The sequence below is a fragment of the Streptomyces sp. NBC_01775 genome, from assembly GCF_035917675.1.
Lineage (GTDB): Bacteria > Actinomycetota > Actinomycetes > Streptomycetales > Streptomycetaceae > Streptomyces.
This window is the reverse complement of record NZ_CP109104.1, coordinates 1,583,083-1,601,960: the sequence shown is the minus strand read 5'-3', so window position 1 is coordinate 1,601,960 and position 18,878 is coordinate 1,583,083. Positions and strand designations below refer to the sequence as shown.

Here is an 18,878-nt window from a genome sequence, read left to right as displayed (position 1 = left end):
CGAGGGGCCCGCGGCGGGTCAGCGCTCCCGCAAGGTGACCGTGAAGGTGCGGCCGTAGGCGTGGTGGGTGGGGAAGCGGAGGAGCGTGCCGCCCGGGACGGGGCGGGTCTTCACCCCGGGGTCGGCGGTGACGGCGGTCAGCCGGCGGCCTCGGAGGAGGACGCTCAGGTGCGGGCGGCGCATCGTGGGGTCGGACGCGGCCACCGTGATCCGGCCCCGGTGCCGGCCCTTGGCGCGCTCGTGGCGGACGAGCACCGAGGCGGGCCCGTCGAGCCGCAGGCCCGCGACGGAGTGGTGGCCGGTGGTGAAGGAGTTGGCGGCGACCAGACCGAGGCCCGTGTGACGGACGGCCTGGAGGCGCGGGGTGTTGGCGAGGACGGCGAGCGGGCCGTCCCCGCCTTCCTCACCCTCCTTCCCCTCCTGTCCGTACGCCCGCAGCGCGGACTCGGTGGCGTGCGGGAGGAGCGCGTAGGCCAGCGCGACCTGGCCCGCGTGCGGGGCCTGCCGGAAGGAGGCGCCGAAGACCTGGCGGGTGACGGCCGTGTCGGGATTCGCCGTGCGGACGACGCGGCGGCTGCGGGTCACGGACTCCAGCGCGACGGTGACCGGGTGCCCGGTGCCGAGGAAGAGATAGCCGACGGAGGTGCCCCGGGTGTGGTTCGCGTACCGCAGCCAGCGCAGCCGCCCGGTGTCCGGACCGCTGCCGCCGCCGGGGGACCAGCGGGTGCCGTCCGGGCGGGCTCCGGTGACGGTGACGCGGTCGTCCGGTGCGGCGATGCGCGCGTCGACCGTGGTGGTGACCGCGCGGCCCGCGCGGTCACCGACGCCCGCCGCGAGCACGACGATCTCCTCGTCCAGCAGGAACCACGACTTGGTCGCCGTCGCGTTGCGGTAGACGGTGAAGTCGTCCGGGAGCCGCGCGCGATCCGCGTACGCGAAGTCGTCGGACTGCACCATTCCGGCCGCGCCGTACGCGTCGAGCACGGCCCCGCCCGAGTGCCGGCTGGTGCCGCGCGGAAAGTACACGTACGTGTTCTGCGACTCCGAGGACGCGGTGAAGTGGAGGGGGTGGTCCGGGTTGTCGTAGTACGGCGTGCCGTACAGCTCGGGCACCGTGCGGCGCCGCTCCACGGGCGCGGTGACACCGGCGAGCCCGTACGGCGAGACCGTGGTGAAGTGGTCGACGCCGTACGCCTGGGTCTGGTCCTGGCCCGCCAGGTAGAGGTAGTGGGCCCCGTCGCCCTGGAACCAGGGCATCAGGTTCTCACCGCTCATGTACTCGTACTTGCTGATCCGCTCCGAGCTGCGGGAGAGCGCGAAGGCGTAGCCGGGGCGGCGGTGCACCGTCTTGTCCATGGCGTTGAACGCCGTATGGCGCGCCGCCGGGTTGAGGTCGGCGGCCGGGACGGAGTCGTCCGCCAGCAGGTCGGCGTAGCGCACGACGGTGAGCGGGGAGACGAAGCGCGCCGGGTCCGGCGCCGGACGCGAGGCCGTGTGCAGGTGCTTCACATAGCTCTTGAGCGCCGTGGCACGCTCGCCCGCCGCGTACGCGGACAGATCGGTGACGGCCTCGGCGACCGCCGCCGTGTCCGAGTAACCGGTGCCCGTACGCGACACCGCGCGGCCCTTGACGATCTCCATCATCCAGCCCTCGAAGATCACGGGCGCGAAGCCGTCGGCCACCCAGCGGTGGATGACGGGGACGAGGGCGGAGGTGTCCGCGTAGCCCGTGCCGTCGAGGAGCTTCAGGGTCTGCACGACGCGGGTCAGCAGCCCCTTGCCGTAGGAGCCGGTGTAGGCGACCGAGTGGTGCTGGATGAACGAGCCGTCCGCGTAATAGCCGTCCGTGACCCCGTGCTTGAGGGCGTAGGGATCGACGGTGGCGTAGACGGTGAGCTGGTCCTCCAGCGCCTTGCGGATACGTGCCTCGCCGGCGGATCCGCCGGTCAGGGCGCCTTGGAGGAGCCGGTTGGTGGTGATGTCGGCGAGGTTGGCGCCGGTGTGGAAGCGGGAGTCGAGGTCGACGTCACCGTCCTTGCCGTTGCGCAGGTACGCGTCCATGGTGGCGAGGTAGGTGCGCGTCAACTCCGGCCGCTGGTCGGCGAGTTGATCGGCGAGGAGGACGAGGGTGGCGGTGGCGCTGGTGGAGATGCCGATCTCCCAGTTGAACCAGTTGCCGTAATAGCCCTTGTCCTGGTCGCCGTAGTAGCGCTCGTGGAGCCGCACGAGCGCGTCGATGACGCGGCGCTGGACGGCGGCCGGGTCCGGATGGCCGGGGAGCGGCCCGAGGCCGGGGGTCCGGGTGGCGAGCGCGATCTCGTAGAGCCGCCGGAAGGTGGTGTTGAGGTTCGCGTCGTCGGTGCCGAGCGGCAGCCCGGAGAACAGCTCGTCCTCGCCCGCCGCCTCCATGGCGGCCAGATGCGAGACGGCGGCCTCGGTGACGGCGGCGAGCTTGGCGGCGGTCTCGGCGCGTGAGTTGGAGGCGGACGTACCGGCGGCCATGCCCACGGCGTTGGTCAGCAGCCGCTCGGGCCCGGCGGCCGGCCCCGTGGGCAGCGGGGCGGCCTCGGCCGTCGCCGCGTGGGCGGGGAGCACCGCCGCCAGTCCGGTGGCGGACAGGAGGGACAGGACGCGTCTTCGGGTGATCTCCACGGGGCCCTCCCCACCGAGAGTGAGACTGACGATGTGCAGTCAAACAGGTGTGGCAGCGGCCGACAAGCGGGAGTGCGCCGTGCGGCGCCGGCGTGCGGAAGTGGTCCGGGAGCGGGGTGGGGCAGGGGGCACGTAAACTGTCGGGTGCGGGTCCGTGCGGATTCGCGCGGCGGTGGGGCCCGCCGCACCCAACCGCGGCACACCGGCCGCCAACGGTCCCTACTCGTGGACGGCGCGCCGTGTTCGCGCCCGAGGCAGGCGAGTAGGAGAGAGCCGTGGCGAAGGCCCCGTCGAGGACCGAAGAACCCATCGACCCCGATGTCGACCTCCACGCTCCCGCCCAGCGGACGCCACTGTGGCGCGGCCAGCTCCCTGTCGTCGCGGCTGTCGCGGCGGGCGGGGGCCTGGGTGCGGCGGCCCGCTACGCCGCCGCGCTGGCCTGGCCCACCGCGGGGGGCGCCTTCCCCTGGACGACCTTGCTGGTCAACGCCGCCGGATGCGCCGTCATCGGCGTCTTCATGGTGGTGAGCACGGAGGTGTGGGCCGCACACCCGCTGGTCCGGCCCTTCTTCGGCACGGGCGTGCTCGGCGGCTTCACCACCTTCTCGGCCTACGCCGTGGACATCCAGCGGCTGGCCGACCAGGGCGCGGCCGAGGCGGCGCTCGGCTATCTGGCTCTCACCCTGGTCATCGCGCTGGTCTCGGTATGGGCGACGGCGAGCGTCACCCGCCGCGTCGTCCGCCGCGTCGCCCGCCACCAGGAGGCCCGGTGAACTGGGCGCTCGTCGTCCTGGGCGGCATGGTGGGAGCCCCCGCGCGCTATCTGCTCGACCGGATGGTGCAAAGCAGGCACGACAGCGTCTTCCCCTGGGGGACCTTCCTCGTCAACATCTTCGGCTGTCTCGTCCTCGGACTGGTCACCGGTGCGCTCCTCGCGGGCGCCGCCGGTGCGCGGACGGAGCTGCTGGTGGGCACCGGGCTGTGCGGGGCCCTCACCACCTACTCGACCTTCTCCTACGAGACCCTGCGCCTGGCCGAGAGGGGAGCGCGCTTCTACGCCGCCGCCAACGTCCTCGCCAGCGTGGTGGCGGGCCTGGGCGCCGCGTTCACCGGCACGGCCCTGGCCGAGGCCCTCTGGGGCTGAAGCCTCGCACGGGTGTCGCACGGCTCCCGTTCAGGTCCTGCCCGGGCCCCGCAGGGCCCCGGGTGCGGCCGGTCAGTCGCGGGGGCTGGTGATGAGCAGCGCGACGTCGTCGTGGTTGTCCGGCTGGCGCAGCGAGGTCAGGAGGTGGTCGCAGGTCTCCTCCAGGGAGACGGACGGACCGCGCAGCAGGTCCAACAGCACCTCCAGCCGCTCGTCGATGTCGTCCCTGCGGGTCTCGATGAGCCCGTCCGTGTAGAGCACGAGCCGGTCGTCGACCTCCAGGTCCACGGTGAGCGTGTGGTACTCCGCGGCGCCGGTGCCCAGCGGCGCCCCGGTGTGCAGGTCGAGCAGCCGGGGCTCCCCGCGCGCGGGGACGAGGACGGGCGGCAGGTGCCCGGCCGTGGCGATGTGGCAGCGGCGGCGGTGCGGGTCGTACACGGCGTACAGGCAGGTGGCGAAGTAGGGGTCGAGGCCGGTGGTGATCTCGTCCAGGTGCCCGAGCACGTCGGCCGGGCGCAGCGCCAGCCGGGAGAGGGTCTGGGTGGCCGTCCGCAGCCGGCCCATGGTGGCGGCGGCGTTGATGCCGCTGCCCATGACGTCGCCGACCACCAGTGCGGTGCGGTCCTCGCTCAGGTCGAGTACGTCGAACCAGTCGCCGCCGACCTCGCTGAGCGCCCCGGCCGGCTGGTAGCGGGAGGCCACACGCAGCCCCTTGGGCTCGCTGGGCGGGGTGGGGAGCATGCTGCGCTGGAGGGTGAGCGCGATGTCGTGCTGCTGGCGGTAGAGGCGGGCGTTGTCGATGCAGACGGCGGCTCTGGCGGCCAGCTCGCACGCCAGGACGACGTCGTCCTCGCTGAAGGGTCTGGAGTTGCGGGCCCGCTTGAGGTCGAGCGCGCCGAGCACCTCTCCCCGGGCGATCAGGGGCACCGCGAGATAGGAGTGCACCCCGGCCTCGGACAGCATCGCGGCGGCCTCCTCGTCGCGGGCGATCCCGCGCAGGTCCGCCTTGCTCACGACCGGCACCCGCACCGGCTCGGCGGTGGCGACACAGCGGGTGACCAGCCGGTCGGCGCCGTAGTGGGCCACCGTCCCCGGCTCGTCGGCCGCGTTCGTGGCGATCGTCGGATACGCGGGGACCAGCGCCAGGGCCCGGAAGGCGGCGGTCTCCTCGGCCGGTATCCGCACGGGCCGGTCCTGCACGGCGACGTCGAGCACGTCCACGGCGGCGATGTCGGCCAGTTCGGGCACGGCGACCTCCGCCAGCTCCCGGGCGGTCTGCTCCAGGTCGAGCGTCGTGCCTATGCGCACCGACGCCTCCGCGACCTGCGCGAGGCGGCTGCGTGCGTGTTCGACCTGCTGCGCCGCGCGGTGGCGCGCGGTGATGTCGGTGACCGAGACGGACAGCCCCAGCGGCAGCCCCGCCGTGTCCTCCAGCCGGTAGACCGAGACCGACCAGGCCTGGCCCGCACCGTTCGGGGTCGCCCCGCCCAGCACTTCGAGGTCGATGACCGACTCGCCCGTCTCCAGCACGTGGCGCAGCACACCCTCGGCGTCGTCCGCGTGCCGCGGGGGCAGGATCTCGCGGACGGTCCGGCCCAGGTGCTCCTCGGGGCTGAAGCCGTCGAAGCGGGCGATTGTCGGGTTGACCGAGACGTACCGCAGATCGGTGTCCAGGATCGCGACGCCCAGCGGGGACTGGTCCACGACGCGGGCCGCGAGAGCCAGGTTGCGCTCGACCACGCGCAAGGTGGCCCGGTCGGTGGCCAGAGCGAGCGCGTAGGCGGCGCCCTGCTCGTCGCGCAGCCGCATGTTCCGGAATTCCAGGGGCCGGGTGCTGCCGTCCTTGCAGCGCACGGGGAAGACCCCGGCCCACTCCTTGCCCTCACGCATGACCTGGTCGAACAGGTGCAGCACCAGCTCGACGTTCTGCGGAGGCACGAGCAGGCGGGCGGCGTACTGGCCCAGGGCTTCCTGCGGACTGTAACCGAACAATTGTTCGGCCTGTGGGCTCCACAGCACTATTCGGCCCCGGCTGTCCAGCACCACGGCCCCGACCGCGAGCACGTCCATCAGCCCGCCCGGCGGTGAGGGCCTCACGCCCGTCCCGCCGGCGGTGTCCTCGGGCGAGTCCTCGCCGTTTCTCACTCCGCCCGCCACCTCCGTGGCCCCGACGCCTGCGCCCCTCCGGTCCTTTTCCGGCAGCCCCACGAGTGCCCTTCCTGCTTGCCGCGCAAAACCTGCCCACGCTGGAACGCCGGCTGATGTGCACCGGTCAGCGGGCGGACCCCGCGAGCTTATGCGGCGAGGCGCCGAAGATCAGCCGAAGCGCCCGACCCGAGCGTCTCCGCGGCACCGGACCGCTCGGCCGGCTGCCCCGCACCGCGCGATCGTGCGGAGGTCGCGTCGCGTAATCGTGTGCCGAGGCCGTTTACGGTGAATATTCCCGGTCATGCGGACGGCAGAGAATTCCTACGCACTCCGCAGGCCAGGCGCCGCCGCAGGCCAGCCGCGAGGCGGGCTCGTAGAGGTCCGTCGCAGCCGGGGAGAGGTGCTGAGGAACAGCGGGGTGGAACAGCGAGGCGAGAGATGGCACATGAGCGGGGAAGCGCCTCCGTCAGCATCGGGCCCAAGGAGGTGGGCAGCCCGGCCGAGGTGCGTCGGGAGGTGGAACACCTGCTGCGCGAGTGGTCCCTGGCGGGCCGCGAGGACGTGGTGGGCGACGCGCTGCTGGTGGCGTCCGAACTGGCTTCCAACGCGATGCTGCACGCCGGGGGCATCACGGTCTTCGAGGCCGAACTGACGGACAGAGCCGTATCCCTGCACATGAGCGACGGCAGCAGGCAGGTGCCCGAACTGCTCCCGGCGACCACTCCCTCGGGGCGCCTCCACGTCGGCGGGCACGGCTGGCGCATGATCACGAAGCTCGCGCGGGACATCACGGTGACCGACCTGGGGGAGCGGGGCAAGCGCATCTCGGTCACCGTCGCGCTGACGTCGCCCCCGCGTTGATGCCGGACTCGCGCTGATGCCGCCTTCGCGCTGACGTCGCCGTCCTCGGATCTCGGGCCCCAACCTTCAGATGCCTCCCGAGCCTTCGCACGCCCCCGCGTCATCACTGGACCGAGGCCGCGGAAAATTATTGCCTCATGGCAAGCATGCGTGCAGAGTTCTCGGGCAGAGGCGGTACCACGGGGAACCGCAGCACGTCCGAAAAACGATCTGCACTTGTGGGGATGAGCGATATGGCATCCATGACGGCGACGCCCGCGACAGACGCCGACGAGAGCTGTGACCGCAGTCTTCCGGTTGCCCCCTCGCTCCCGTTCGTCGAGGAGCCGAGCGCCGTGGCGCCCATGGACGCGAGGGAGCTCTCGCGCCAGTTTCTGGCGCGCCTGTCCGAACTGGAGGAGGGGACGCGCGAGTACCAGTACGTCCGCCACACCCTCATCGAGATGAACCTCTCCCTCGTGCGCTACGCGGCATCCCGGTTCCGGGGCAGCGGTGAGGAGCGCGAGGACGTCGTCCAGGTCGGCACGATCGGGCTGATCAAGGCGATCGACAGGTTCGAGGTCGACAGGGAAGTGGAGTTCACCTCCTTCGCCGTGCCCTACATCGTCGGGGAGATCAAGCGCTTCTTCCGTGACACCAAGTGGTCCGTCCACGTGCCCCGGCGCCTCCAGGAGGCCCGGATCCAGCTGGCCCGCGCGGGCGAGGAGCTGAGCTCGCGGCTCGGGCGCCGGCCCACCGACGGCGAACTCGCGGAGCTGATGTGCCTCACCGAGGAGGAGGTCACCGAGGCGCGCAAGGCGGCCAACGGATACCACTCCTCCTCCCTCGACTCCCTCCTCAGCCCCGCCGACGCGCAGGGCCCCGGCGAGGACGGCAGCCTGTACGAGGTGCTCGGTGAGGACGACCACGCGCTGGAACTCGTCGAGGACTTCCAGACCCTCGCCCCGCTGATCGAACAGCTCGATGACCGCGACCGCCTGGTGCTGCACCTGCGCTTCGTGGAAGAGCGCACCCAGGAAGAGATCGGCGAGCACATCGGCGTCTCCCAGATGCAGGTCTCCCGCGTGCTGCGCCGCATCATCGGCGGACTGCGGCAGGGGCTGCTGGCCACGGACTGACGGCGCGGGGCCCTTCCCCCCCCCACATTCGAGGCGGACCCGCCGGCTGTCGGCCGGCGGGTCCGCGCGTTCGCGGACGGCGCCGCCCCGCCCCCGTCCCCCCCGACTATGGCCGTGCGCACCTCGGTTGAGGCCCGCCCCGGCGCCCCGGCGGGTTCAGGAAAAGAAATGGAGTTGGGACCGTTTGGCCCTTGCGGAGGCGGACACAAGGGGACCCAGTGCTTGAGAGCGCAGGCACATCCGCGGGAGTCGGCCGCATGGGTCGCCCCGGGTGTGCTCTGCGCCATCCCTCCCGCGACGGTCCCAACCGCAACAACACCGGGAGGAGCACGATCCGATGTGCGCCGTACGGTATCGCCCCCAGAGAGCGCGCCACAGCCACGACGACGCCCCTGACACCGGCGAGGACTTCAGGCGGCTGGCCGCATTGCCCGAGGGCCACGAGCGGCAGGCCCTGAGTGAGCGCCTGGTGGAGGCATGGCTGCCTATGGCACACCGGCTGGCGGCGAAGTACCGCAGCCGTGGTGAGACGCTGGAGGATCTGGAGCAGGTCGCGGCGTTGGGTCTGGTCAAGGCCGTCGACCGCTACGACCCCGCGCACGGCACGCCGTTCGTGCCGTTCGCCGTCCCGACCATCGTGGGGGAGATCCGGCGTCACTTCCGCGACCACACCTGGGACGTCCACGTCCCGCGCCGTATCCAGGAGTTGCGCAACAAGGTCCGCGCCTCCGTCAAGGAGCTGAACACCGGCATCGACGGCCGTTCGCCGAGCGTGGAGCGGATAGCGGAGCACAGCGGGCTGTCCGAGGAGGACGTCAAGACGGGCCTGGAGGCGCTGGAGAGCTTCAGCTCCCTGTCCCTGGACGCCTCGCCCAGCGGCGCCGACGACGACCTCTCGCTCGCCGACGCCCTCGGCAGCACCGAGCCCGGATTCGACGCCGTCGTCGCCCGGGAGGCCGTCAAGCCCTGCCTGCGCGCGCTGCCCGAGCGCCAGCGCAAGGTGTTGTACCTGCGGTTCTTCCGCGACATGACGCAATCCAGCATCGGTGCGGAGCTGGGCATCTCCCAGATGCATGTCTCCCGTCTCCTCTCCCGCACCTGCCAGGACGTGCGCCGACGGGTCGAGCACGAGGGCCGCGCCGGGCGCAGGCCCGCCGCCTGACGGTCCGGGGGTGGGAGCGGCCGGCTCAGCGCAGCGGGTCGTACGCCCTCAGGTCCATACCGGGCTCGGCCCCGAGCGCGAGCCGGGCCGCCAGCGATCCGGCGTACGGCCCCATCGTCAGCCCCGAGGAGCCCAGTCCGTTGGCGATGACGAGGCCGCGCAGCCCCGGCACCGTGCCGAGCAGCGGAAGGGGGTCGGGGCCCGTCGGGCGGAAGCCGACGCGGGTCTCCAGGTGGGTGGCCCCGGCCAGTCCGGGGGCCACCGCCAGGGCCTCGTTGAGGACCTCGGCGAGCCCGGCGGCCGTCACGCGGTGGTCGAACCCGCTGCCCTCCTCGCGGGTCGCGCCCACCACGACCCGCGAGTCGTCGAAGGCCAGCAGGTAGTGGCTGGTCGGGGGCAGCAGCACCGGCCACCGCGACGTGTCGGTCCCGGGCAGCCGCAGGTGGACGAGCTGCCCGCGCTGCGGCGCCACCGGCAGCCGTACGCCCAGGGGTTCGAGGAGTCCGGCCGACCACGCGCCCGCCGCGTCGATCACCGCGTCCGCCGCCAGGCGCTCCCCGTCCGCGTGCACCGCGCGTACACGCTCGCCCCCGGCCTCGATGCGGGCCTCGGCCTCGACGAGGCGGGCTCCGTGGCGTACGGCGCCCCGCCGCAGGGCCTCGCGCAGCAGCCGTCCGTCCAGGCGCGCGCCGCCCGTGACATGGAGGACCGGCCCCTCGTGGCGCAGCGGCGGGAAGAGCGCGGCGGCCTCGGCCCCGTCGATCAGGGAGACCTCCCCGGCCGGCGCGGAGGCGGCGGCGCGCGCGGTCACCGAGGAGTGGACGCTCTCCGCCTCCTCGGGGAAGAGCAGCCGCAGCGCGCCGACCCGGCGATGGCCGACCTCCGTCTCGCCGTCCTCCGCGAGGGTCTCCAGCAGGCCGGGGTAGTGCTCGGCTCCGGCCACCGCCATCCGGTAGTAGTCGGGGTCGGTCATCCGGCTCGACCAGGGGCAGATGATCCCGGCGCCCGCCGAGGTGGCCCCGCCCTCCCGCACGGCGTCGACCAGGACGGTGTCCACGCCGGAACGGGCCAGCTCGTAGCCTGCCGCCGCGCCGACGACCCCGGTTCCGATGACGATGACACGCACGCTGTCTCCCTCCGGTGGTTGCCCGCGGTGGGCCCGCAGGGCGTGAACGGACGCATCCTTCCCGGGTTCGCCGCTCACTCACGCACAACTCCGGAGGGGCCGCGTGCTGCCGGACACCGGGACGCGGAGGGGGCGTTCGGCGGCGTCAGCCGCCCACCCTCACAAGCCGCCCACCCTCACAGCGTTTCGACGAGGCTCAGCGTGATGAGGCCGACGACCATCAGTGTCATGCCGACCCGCGTACGGCCCCGGCGGCTCAGCTCCGCCATCGCCGCGCACAGGACGACCGCCGCCACACAGCCCCCGATCACCAGGGGCGATTCATGCCGGTTGACGGCCTTGGCCGTCGCGGCGATCCCACCGGCCGCGAAGAGCACGCCCGCCAGCATGGAGGCCTGCCGGGCCGTCTCGGGCGACTCCCGGCCCTGACGCATCAGTGTGCGCCGTTCACTCGGGGTCGAGGTCTGCCACCGGAGGGCGAAGCCCTCCCGGTCGTCGGGGTGGTGGTCGTCGGGAGCCGTCATGGCGGGCAGCTTAGGCCGTGACCTGTGCGAGGAGACGGACGGGGACCTGCGAGAGGAGACGGACGGGTGCGGGGAGGCGGCCGGAGGTGCTATTTGTTTCGTTCGGCGACCGGCCACCGCTGACAATGGCCCGCTGAGCCGCGCGCACGAGCGGAGTCGGAAGGAGTGGGGGCGAAGGCGCGGGGGAAGACTGGCAACCGAACATTTGAGCCGAGGCACGCAGAACACGGGGGAGCATCATGGCCGGGACGACTTCGGCTGGCGCCGCGACGACTTCGGAGCGCTCTGCGCACAGAGCACACAGTGCGCGAAGTGCGCGTACGTATCAGCCGGGGGCAGCCCTTGCGCTGACATTGCTGACCGCGCTGACGGTGGTCGGCTGTGGAGGGTCCGACCAGGCCGACGGGGAGTCCTCGGGCGCCGGTGGCGGGTCGAAGTCCCGCTCCGCGTCCTCGGGGAGCCCGTCCGGCGATCGCGCCGCCTCGGCGAAACCCTCGGTGTCGGCGGCGGACGGGCGGGACACCGGAGCCTGCGCGGACGGCAACTGCGAGATCGCGGTGTCCGAACGGGTAAAGATCCGTTTCAAGGGTCCGGGCGGCCGGGCGACGCTGTCCGTGACCGAGGTCGGCCCGAACAAGGTCGAGTACACGGTGAAGTCGGGCAACGGCCGGTCCGAGGGCGGGGCCGGCGGCCCGGGACAGGGCTGCATCACCGTTGTCCGCAGCAACGGCGGCGGCAATTCGTGCGGCCGGGTGGGGACCGCCCGGCCGAGCGCCGAGCCCGACGCCGTGGTGATCCAGGTGGCGACCGGGAAGGACGGCACGGCGCTTCTCCAGATGGTGTCGGACTGACCGGGCGCCCGACGCCGGCGCCCGGCGCCGCGCGCGCGGAGATCGGAGCCGGCTTTGAACCGGGGACGGTCCTCCACCGCCCGTACGGTCTGTCTTTCCAGCGGAATCGGAGCCTGCCGGGGGCGAGCACCCGCGCGAACGTCTCGGCAATCGCGGCGATGCCCACCGACGGGTCGCGCATCCACTGGATCTGCCCCCCCGTAAAGCAGCCCCAGCGCTGCTTGAGCGGCCGTACGGCACCGGTCCATGCGCACGTCAGGGCGCCGGCGTGCTGACGCACCGCTGCGTTCCCGTGGGTCAGAGGGCGGGATCGTCGAACTGGTCGAGGAGGGCTTCGGTGAGCGCGTCGCTCGTTGCGGCACCGGCACCGGCACCGGCACCGTTGTTCAGCGGTTGTTGGGTCCAGATGACTTTGCCACCCGGCAAGTACCGCGTACCCCACCGCTGGGCGAGCTGCGCGACCAAGAACAGCCCACGTCCGCCCTCCTCCGTGGTGGCTGCCCTTCGCACATGTGGCGAGGTGCTGGACCCGTCCGACACCTCGCAGATCAGCTTGCGGCAGTGCAGCAGCCGCACCCTGACCGGAGGCGATCCGTATCGGATCGCGTTGGTGATCAGCTCGCTGAGGATGAGTTCCGTGGTGTACCCGATGTCCGTCAGCCCCCACGCCTGCAGTTGCGCCACGCACTCCGCACGGACCGGGGCCACCGCCGCCGGATCCGGCGGCACCTCCCAATGCGCCACTCTGGAGGGGTCGAGCAACTGTGTGCGCGCCACCAGCAGCGCGATGTCATCGGATGGGTGCGCCGGCAACATCGCCTCGATCGCCGCCTGACATGTCTCCTCCGGCGTACGCTCCGCCCCTTCCAGCGCCTCGCGCAGCAGACCCAGCCCGGTGTCGATGTCCCGATTGCGGTTCTCGATCAGCCCGTCGGTGTACAGCACAAGTCGTGAGCCCTCGGACAGGCGCAGCTCGGTGGTTTCAAAGGGGTTGCTGCCCAGGCCGAGAGGAGGCGAAGCGGGCACTTCCGGATAGGAGACGCTCCCGTCCGGATGCACGATCGCCGGCGGCGGATGTCCCGCTCGCGCCGCCGTGCACACTCCCGTGACCGGGTCGTAGATCGCGTACAGACAGGTCGCTCCCGTGACCGCTTCGGCGTGGCCCTGCGGATGGTCGCCCACGATCTCGTCGCTGTCGATGCGAGCGACCAGTTCGTCCAGGTGCCCGAGCAGCTCGTCCGGGGGCAGGTCCAGGGCGGAGAAGTTGTGTACCGCGGTGCGCAGCCGTCCCATCGTCGCCGCGGCGTGCAATCCGTGGCCGACCACGTCACCGACCACCAGCGCCACCCGGGCGCCCGACAGCGGGATGACGTCGAACCAGTCCCCGCCCACCCCGGCTTCGGCCGGCAGATACCGCCAGGCCACCTCCAGCGCGTTCTGTTCCGGTACCCCCTGCGGCAGCAAGCTGCGCTGTAGGGTCACCGCCATCATGTGCTCACGGGTGAAGCGGCGGGCGTTGTCGATGGCCACCGCCGCCCTCGCCGCCAGCTCCTCCGCGAAGGAAAGGTCTTCTTCCTTGAACGGCGGCGAATCCCCCGTGCGCCAGAAATCCGTCATCCCCAGCACCTCACCGCGCGCCCGGAGCGGCACCGTCACCAGCGAATGCATCCCGAACTCCAGTGCCCTGCGGGCCCGGTCGGGGTCCTGATCGCGCCACCCCCGCGCCTGTCTCAGGTCTTGCTCCAGCGCTGCCCGCCCTGCTTCCAGGGCTCGCGCCTGCGGCGCCGCCGGCGACAAGGTGATCAGTTCTCCGACCGGGTGGAGCGCCTCCCGTTCCTGGTGCCCGCCGCTGATCGCCGTACGGCGCATGTCCGCCGTCCTGGTCGGCTCCCCGCCCCGTTCCACCTGCTCCAGCAGATCGACGGTGACGATATCGGCAAACCGCGGGGTCGCCACCTCTGCGAACTCCTGCGCGGTACGCACCACATCCAGCGTGGTGCCGATCCGCACTCCGGCGTCGTACAGGAGCGTCAGCCGCTCCCGCGCCACCTCAGCCCGTCCGGTGACCGCCGACAGCTCTGTGGTGTCTCGCAACGTCACCACCCAGCCTGCTTGACCGCCGTACGGGGCAGTGGACCGGATGTTGACCGCCAGCAACCGATCCCCTACGAGATGCACCTCATCCGTGGCCGGCTCACCCGATGCCAGCAGTCTCGCCATGTCCGCGTTCAGCTCCAGCTCCCCCACCTGGCGCTGCTCTGCGTCCGCCGGCAGTTCCAGCAGCCGCCGCCCCTCATCGTTGGCCAGCAGCAGCCGCCCGTCGGCGCCGATGATCAGCACTCCCTCCCGGACCGCGTGCAGCACCGCGTCATGGTGCTCGTACATCCGCGTCATCTCCGCCGGCCCAAGACCGTGCGTCTGCCGACGCAGCCGTCTGGCCACCAGTGCCGTCCCGAGGGTGGACAAGGCGAGCGCGACCGCCCCGGTGCCGAAGATGATCGGCAGTTGCCGGTCGGACAGGCTTATCACGTGGCGGACCTTGATCCCGGCGGACACCAGACCGATGACCGAGCCGCGGTCATCGGTCACCGGGACCACCGCCTGGATGACCGGTCCGCTGCCCGCGGGCAGGGACAGCCCGGGGGCCTGCTCGACGGTCGTGCGGCCCTTCTGTGACGGTTTGATGGTGCCGATGAACTTCTTCCCGATCCGCTTCGGGTCGGGGTGCGTATAGCGGATTCCGTTGGTGTCCGTGACAACGATGAAGGTCAGGCCTGCCTTCTTCCGCGTTGCTTCCGCACGCGGCTGTAGCACGGCCGTCGGATGCCCGCTCTTCAACGCCCGGGCCGTGCCCGGGGCGTTCGCGAACGTCTCCGCGGCGGTCAGCGACTGACGCTCGGCCCCCCGCCTGCTGTCGCGCCCCGCCTGGAGGACCAGGGCCGTCACCGAGGCCGCGATCAACAGCACCACGATCACGATCTGCAAAACGAACACCTGCCCGGCGGCACTGCGCGGACTCAGCAGAGTGCGCGGCCCCGAACCCGCGGACTCACCTTGATCACGCGCGGGGCCACCGGAGAGATGGAATGAATCGCGCCTCTTTGGTGCAAATGGAACCTTCATGACGATTTTCTAGCACTGTTTTCTCCCCGCGACGGGGTGTCCCGGTACGGTTCCCCTTCCCAGTACGGAGGCGGCGCGTATCCACCGCCGGCCGTCGGCGCCGATTCCCAGCCGGATCTCGCCGGCGACGCAGGCCGCGGCGGACCGCTGAGCACGGCACCTTGGGCAAGTCGTCACCGGTGAGGGTTCGGCGCCTGCCGTCGTGAATATCGGCTCCAGGCAAGCGCTTCGAGCCGGCCTGGGCGCGGGCTAGCCTTGGCGCATGGTCATCCTCGTGAGCCTGCTGTGCCGTTTACCGGAGCTGTCGAGGGAGGAGTTCCTCAAGCATCACCGTGAGCGCCACGCGCCGATGGTCGCCTCGACCGCCGCCGCCCGGAGGTATGTGCGGCGCTACACCGCCGAGTATCCGAAGCCCCTGGGTTTTCCCGGGGTCGCGGAGACGCGGTTCGAGGCCGTCGTACGGCAGTGGTTCGACAGCCCGGACGACATCCAGGGGCTGATCCGGTCGACGGAGTACCGCGAGACGATCCGCCCCGACGAACAGGGCTTCATCGACATGAGCCGCAGCGAGTTCTACCTCACCGAAGAGCGGGTCTTCCTCGGCGACGCCGACGTCCCCGGGTGAACAGCCGGGCCCCGGACCGCCCCGGCCCGGATCCGGCGGTGACTTTTTCGGGGCACGGCACTATGAACCGATACGCCCTCTCGCTACCCTCCGCGCATGATTTCCACGGTTGTCTGGGGTACCGGCAATGTCGGGCGCGCGGCGATCCGTGCCGTGGCGGCCCATCCGGCGCTGAACCTGGCGTCCGTCCTCGTCCACAGCCCGGAGAAGACCGGCCGTGACGCGGGCGACCTCGGCGGGCTCGGCCGTGACGTGGGAGTCGCGGCGCGCGACGACGTCGAGGCGGTCCTGGCCGAGGGACCCCGCGCGGTGGTCTACGCCGCCTCCGGGGACATCCGGCCCGAGGAGGCCCTGGCCGACATCCTGCGCGCTGTCCGCGCCGGGGCCGTGGTCGTCACCCCCTCCCTCTACGCGCTCTACGACCCCGAGAGCGCCCCGCCCGAGCTGCGCGAGCCGGTGCTGGCAGCCGTCGCGGAGGGCGGTGGCTCGCTGTTCGTCTCGGGCGTCGACCCCGGCTGGGGCAACGACGTACTGCCGCTGCTGATCAGCGGGCTCGGCACCACCGTGGACGTGATCCGCTGCCAGGAGATCTTCGACTACTCCACCTACGACCAGCCCGACGCGGTCCGGTATCTGGTCGGCATGGGCCAGCCGATGGACTACGAGCCGCCGATGATCGCGCCCACGGTCCCGGCCATGGTGTGGGGCGGGCAGCTACGGCTGATGGCCAGGGCGCTGGGCCTCGAACTGGAGGAGATCCGCGAGACGTTGGAGCGGCGCCCCCTCCAGGAGACCGTGCGCACGCGGACGATGGGCGCGTTCGAGGCGGGCACCCAGGGCGCCGTCCGGTTCGAGGTGCAGGGGATCGTGGGCGGTGAACCCCGCCTCGTCGTCGAGCACGTCACCCGCGTCCACCCGTCCTGCGCGCCCGACTGGCCCACGCCGCCCGACGGGGTCGGCGCGCACCGGGTCGTCATCGAGGGCGCGCCCCGCATCGAGGTCACCGTCGAGGCCATGGACGAGGACGGCAACCGCTCCGCCGGAGGCAACGCGACCGCCGCCGCCCGCCTGGTGGGCGCCATCGACTGGCTCGTGGACGCGGAGCCCGGCCTCTACGACGCGCTGGATGTGCCGCTGCGGCCCGCAGCCGGCGGACTCGGCCGACCCGGCGAACCAGGAAGGAAGCGGTCATGAACATCGACATCCCCGAAGGCAAGGACCCGATCGGGTACGTGTGGGGCGAGATGGTGCCCGGCATCGGGCCCGCGGCTGCGGAGTTCTCGCTGGCGGTGTACGCCCACACCACCCTCGGCCTGCGCGAGTTCGAGTCGGCGCGGCTGCGCGTCGCGCAGATCAACGGCTGTGCCTTCTGCCTCGACTGGCGCACCGAGCGGGACGGGCACAAGGTCGAGGAGGGGTTCGCCGAGGCGGTGACCCAGTGGCGTACCACCGAGGCGTTCGACGCACGCACCCGGCTGGCCGCCGAGTACGCCGAGCGGTACGCCCTGGATCACCATGGCCTGGACGACGCGTTCTGGGCCCGGATGACAGCGCACTACAGCCAGACCCAGATCGTCGAGCTGAGCATGAGCATCGGCTCGTGGCTGGCGTTCGGCCGGCTCAACCACGTGCTGGGCCTCGACACGGTGTGTGCGCTGCCCGGTCACTGAGGCGGCACCCGGGCGCGTCCCTCACAGGTCGGTGGCGATGATCTTCTCGATGTTCCGTTCGGCGAGCGCCGTGATGGTGACGAACGGATTGACGCTGGTGTTGCCGGGGACCAGCGCACCGTCGATGACGTACAGGCCCGGATGGCCGTGCAGGCGGCCGTAGTTGTCCGTCGCCTTGCCGAGGACGGCGCCGCCGAGCGGGTGGTAGGTGAGGTGGTCGCCCCAGATCTTGTACGTCCCGAACAGGTCGGTCCGGTAGATCGTCCCCTCCTTCGCGTTGATCTTGTCGAAGATCGATTTGGCCATGTCGATGGACTCCTGCTTCCAGGAGGTCTGCCAGTTCAGCTCGACCCGGCCCGCTCCGGCGTTCCAGGAGAACTCCGCGCGGTGCGGGTTCTTGGTGATCGACAGATAGAACGAGGCGTAGGTCTCGATGCCGGTGGGCAGCGGCGCCACCTCGGCGAAGGCGCCGCCCGCTGCCCAGTTGTCGATGCCCGCCGTGGGGATGCTCGACTGGAGCGCCCCGGTCGGGTCCCACAGGTGGTTCGCACGGCCGCACATCACGTTGCCGTTGTCGCCCCAGCCCTTGCCGACCTCCCCGTTGAGGCGCGGCAGGGCGCCGGAGGCCCGCTGGGAGACCAGCAGTTTGCTGGTGCCGACGCTGCCCGCCGCGAAGAACACCCGGTCCGCCGTGACGGACTTGGTGGCCGTGGTCCCGCCGCCGGTGTCGAGCTGTTCGAGGGTGACGGTGTAGCCGCCGCCGGACGCGGGGCGGACCGTCGTGACCCTGTGCAGGGGCGAGACGGTGACCTTGCCGGTGGCTCTGATCCGGGGGAGATAGGTCTTCTGGAGCGACTTCTTGCCGTGGTTGTTGCCGTAGAGGATCTCCCCGGCCAGCGCCGACTTGGGGGCGGTCCCCGCGGCCTCCTGCTTCATGTAGTCCCAGTCGTACACGTCGGGGACGAAGACGAAGGGGAAGCCGGAGCGCTCGGCCTGCTTACGGCCGACCCGCGAGTACTGGTAGCCCTCGGTGGTCTCGAACCAGTCCGGGTCGATGGTGCTGACCCCGAGCGCGGCGTTGGCGCGCGGGTAGTAAGTGTCGTACATCTCCCCGGTGTTCACCGACGGGAGGATGGTGCCGAAGTTCTCCCGCCGGGGCGTGACCGCCATGCCCCCGTTCACGAGGGAGCCGCCGCCCACGCCCCGGCCCTGGTAGACCGTGATACCGCTGAAGTCCTCGGCGTCCAGGATTCCGGTGTAGCGGGGGATGTCCCGGTCGATGGGGAAGCCGAGGAAGTTGCTGAGGGGCTGCTTGGTTCTGGTGCGCAGCCAGTAGGAGCGCTTGTCCGGGTCGGTGGTGTTGGCGAAGATCTTGCCGTCGGCGCCCGGGGTGTCCCAGGCCATGCCCATCTCGACCATGTGGACGTCGACGCCCGCCTCCGCCAGCCGCAGCGCGGCGACACAGCCGCCGTAGCCGCTGCCGATCACCAGTGCCGACACCTGGGCGCCGTCGGCGATCGCGGTGGCCCGGGGCGCGGCGCCGGGAGCGGCCTGGGCGCCGACGGCGAGGGCGCGCCCGCCGAGTGCTGCGGCTCCCAGAAGAGAACCGGTTCCAGTGATGAGGCCGCGGCGGGAGACGCCTCGGGGGATGGCACGGTGCATGAGGGGCTCTTTCATGGTGGTTCCTCACTCTCAGATGGAGTGGGAACGGGTTCTACTGTTTCTTGCATGTCAAGTCACGACATACCTTTAAGTAACCTGTAACAGACCCCTATCCGACCCCGGGGGAGCCCTCGGTCTCGCAGCCGGACAGCACGCGCATCTCGTACAAAGGTCCCTCCGGGCCCGGCCGTTGTGCCGCCGGGGCCCCGGTC

Annotated in this window: 15 protein-coding genes; 9 read left to right on the top strand and 6 right to left on the bottom strand. The window is 71.6% G+C overall.

Features of this window, described 5'->3' with window-relative positions; genetic code table 11:
• Positions 1-18: 18 nt before the first annotated feature.
• A complete protein-coding gene (locus OHB04_RS07380) occupies positions 19-2,652 on the bottom strand; it encodes a polysaccharide lyase family 8 super-sandwich domain-containing protein (protein WP_326686889.1) in 2,634 nt (877 codons plus the stop codon).
• Between the two features lie 275 nt (positions 2,653-2,927).
• Here OHB04_RS07380 and OHB04_RS07375 point away from each other — a divergent pair, with 275 nt between their 5' ends.
• Both OHB04_RS07375 and crcB read left to right on the top strand, forming a co-directional pair.
• Entirely contained in the window at positions 2,928-3,425 is a 498-nt protein-coding gene (locus OHB04_RS07375) for a fluoride efflux transporter FluC (protein WP_326686888.1), read from the top strand.
• Entirely contained in the window at positions 3,422-3,796 is a 375-nt protein-coding gene (crcB, locus tag OHB04_RS07370) for a fluoride efflux transporter CrcB (protein WP_326686887.1), read from the top strand. The genes OHB04_RS07375 and crcB overlap by 4 nt, the downstream gene beginning before the upstream one ends.
• 72 nt (positions 3,797-3,868) lie before the next feature.
• On the opposite strand, the gene OHB04_RS07365 is transcribed toward crcB, so the two are convergent.
• A complete protein-coding gene (locus OHB04_RS07365) occupies positions 3,869-5,941 on the bottom strand; it encodes a SpoIIE family protein phosphatase (RefSeq protein WP_405806332.1) in 2,073 nt (690 codons plus the stop codon).
• Positions 5,942-6,382: 441 nt separating this feature from the next.
• Between OHB04_RS07365 and OHB04_RS07360 the strand changes: the two genes are divergently transcribed.
• The 3 genes from OHB04_RS07360 to OHB04_RS07350 all read left to right on the top strand — a co-directional run bounded on the left by OHB04_RS07360 (position 6,383) and on the right by OHB04_RS07350 (position 9,085).
• On the top strand, positions 6,383-6,805 hold the full coding sequence (locus OHB04_RS07360; protein WP_326686886.1) for an ATP-binding protein: 423 nt from the start codon (positions 6,383-6,385) through the stop codon (positions 6,803-6,805).
• Between the two features lie 242 nt (positions 6,806-7,047).
• Positions 7,048-7,923 (top strand): SigB/SigF/SigG family RNA polymerase sigma factor, encoded by an 876-nt coding sequence (locus tag OHB04_RS07355; RefSeq protein WP_405807592.1) that lies wholly within the window; start codon positions 7,048-7,050, stop codon positions 7,921-7,923.
• 337 nt (positions 7,924-8,260) lie between these two features.
• Positions 8,261-9,085 carry a SigB/SigF/SigG family RNA polymerase sigma factor gene (locus OHB04_RS07350; protein ID WP_326807079.1) on the top strand — a complete coding sequence of 275 codons (825 nt, stop codon included), beginning with the start codon at positions 8,261-8,263 and terminating at the stop codon, positions 9,083-9,085.
• Positions 9,086-9,110: 25 nt separating this feature from the next.
• On the opposite strand, the gene OHB04_RS07345 is transcribed toward OHB04_RS07350, so the two are convergent.
• Positions 9,111-10,211 (bottom strand): NAD(P)/FAD-dependent oxidoreductase, encoded by a 1,101-nt coding sequence (locus tag OHB04_RS07345; protein WP_326807078.1) that lies wholly within the window; start codon positions 10,209-10,211, stop codon positions 9,111-9,113.
• Positions 10,212-10,387: 176 nt separating this feature from the next.
• A complete protein-coding gene (locus tag OHB04_RS07340) occupies positions 10,388-10,735 on the bottom strand; it encodes a hypothetical protein (RefSeq protein ID WP_326807077.1) in 348 nt (115 codons plus the stop codon).
• 353 nt (positions 10,736-11,088) lie between these two features.
• Here OHB04_RS07340 and OHB04_RS07335 point away from each other — a divergent pair, with 353 nt between their 5' ends.
• A complete protein-coding gene (locus tag OHB04_RS07335; RefSeq protein ID WP_326686882.1) occupies positions 11,089-11,586 on the top strand; it encodes a hypothetical protein in 498 nt (165 codons plus the stop codon).
• A gap of 297 nt (positions 11,587-11,883) precedes the next feature.
• Here OHB04_RS07335 and OHB04_RS07330 read toward each other — a convergent pair whose 3' ends face one another.
• Positions 11,884-14,709, bottom strand: coding sequence for a SpoIIE family protein phosphatase (locus OHB04_RS07330; RefSeq protein ID WP_442814789.1), 2,826 nt, complete (start codon positions 14,707-14,709; stop codon positions 11,884-11,886).
• A gap of 262 nt (positions 14,710-14,971) precedes the next feature.
• Here OHB04_RS07330 and OHB04_RS07325 point away from each other — a divergent pair, with 262 nt between their 5' ends.
• The 3 genes from OHB04_RS07325 to OHB04_RS07315 all read left to right on the top strand — a co-directional run bounded on the left by OHB04_RS07325 (position 14,972) and on the right by OHB04_RS07315 (position 17,004).
• Entirely contained in the window at positions 14,972-15,334 is a 363-nt protein-coding gene (locus tag OHB04_RS07325; protein WP_326807075.1) for an EthD domain-containing protein, read from the top strand.
• A 96-nt stretch (positions 15,335-15,430) separates the two neighbouring features.
• Positions 15,431-16,528 (top strand): NAD(P)H-dependent amine dehydrogenase family protein, encoded by a 1,098-nt coding sequence (locus tag OHB04_RS07320; RefSeq protein ID WP_326807074.1) that lies wholly within the window; start codon positions 15,431-15,433, stop codon positions 16,526-16,528.
• Entirely contained in the window at positions 16,525-17,004 is a 480-nt protein-coding gene (locus OHB04_RS07315; protein ID WP_326686878.1) for a carboxymuconolactone decarboxylase family protein, read from the top strand. Before OHB04_RS07320 ends, OHB04_RS07315 begins: the two co-directional genes overlap by 4 nt.
• A gap of 21 nt (positions 17,005-17,025) precedes the next feature.
• Here OHB04_RS07315 and OHB04_RS07310 read toward each other — a convergent pair whose 3' ends face one another.
• Positions 17,026-18,681, bottom strand: a complete 1,656-nt coding sequence (locus OHB04_RS07310; RefSeq protein WP_326807073.1) for a GMC oxidoreductase — start codon at positions 18,679-18,681, stop codon at positions 17,026-17,028.
• Positions 18,682-18,878 lie beyond the last annotated feature (197 nt).

Bases quoted from the DNA above. Each gene is read 5' to 3' on its own strand.
- OHB04_RS07360 (WP_326686886.1), top strand. From the start codon at position 6,383: ATGGCACATGAGCGGGGAAGCGCCTCCGTCAGCATCGGGCCCAAGGAG.
- OHB04_RS07350 (WP_326807079.1), top strand. From the start codon at position 8,261: ATGTGCGCCGTACGGTATCGCCCCCAGAGAGCGCGCCACAGCCACGAC.
- OHB04_RS07325 (WP_326807075.1), top strand. From the start codon at position 14,972: ATGGTCATCCTCGTGAGCCTGCTGTGCCGTTTACCGGAGCTGTCGAGG.
- OHB04_RS07330 (WP_442814789.1), bottom strand. From the start codon at position 14,709: ATGAAGGTTCCATTTGCACCAAAGAGGCGCGATTCATTCCATCTCTCC.
- OHB04_RS07315 (WP_326686878.1), top strand. From the start codon at position 16,525: ATGAACATCGACATCCCCGAAGGCAAGGACCCGATCGGGTACGTGTGG.
- OHB04_RS07355 (WP_405807592.1), top strand. From the start codon at position 7,048: ATGACGGCGACGCCCGCGACAGACGCCGACGAGAGCTGTGACCGCAGT.
- OHB04_RS07320 (WP_326807074.1), top strand. From the start codon at position 15,431: ATGATTTCCACGGTTGTCTGGGGTACCGGCAATGTCGGGCGCGCGGCG.
- OHB04_RS07310 (WP_326807073.1), bottom strand. From the start codon at position 18,681: ATGAAAGAGCCCCTCATGCACCGTGCCATCCCCCGAGGCGTCTCCCGC.
- OHB04_RS07340 (WP_326807077.1), bottom strand. From the start codon at position 10,735: ATGACGGCTCCCGACGACCACCACCCCGACGACCGGGAGGGCTTCGCC.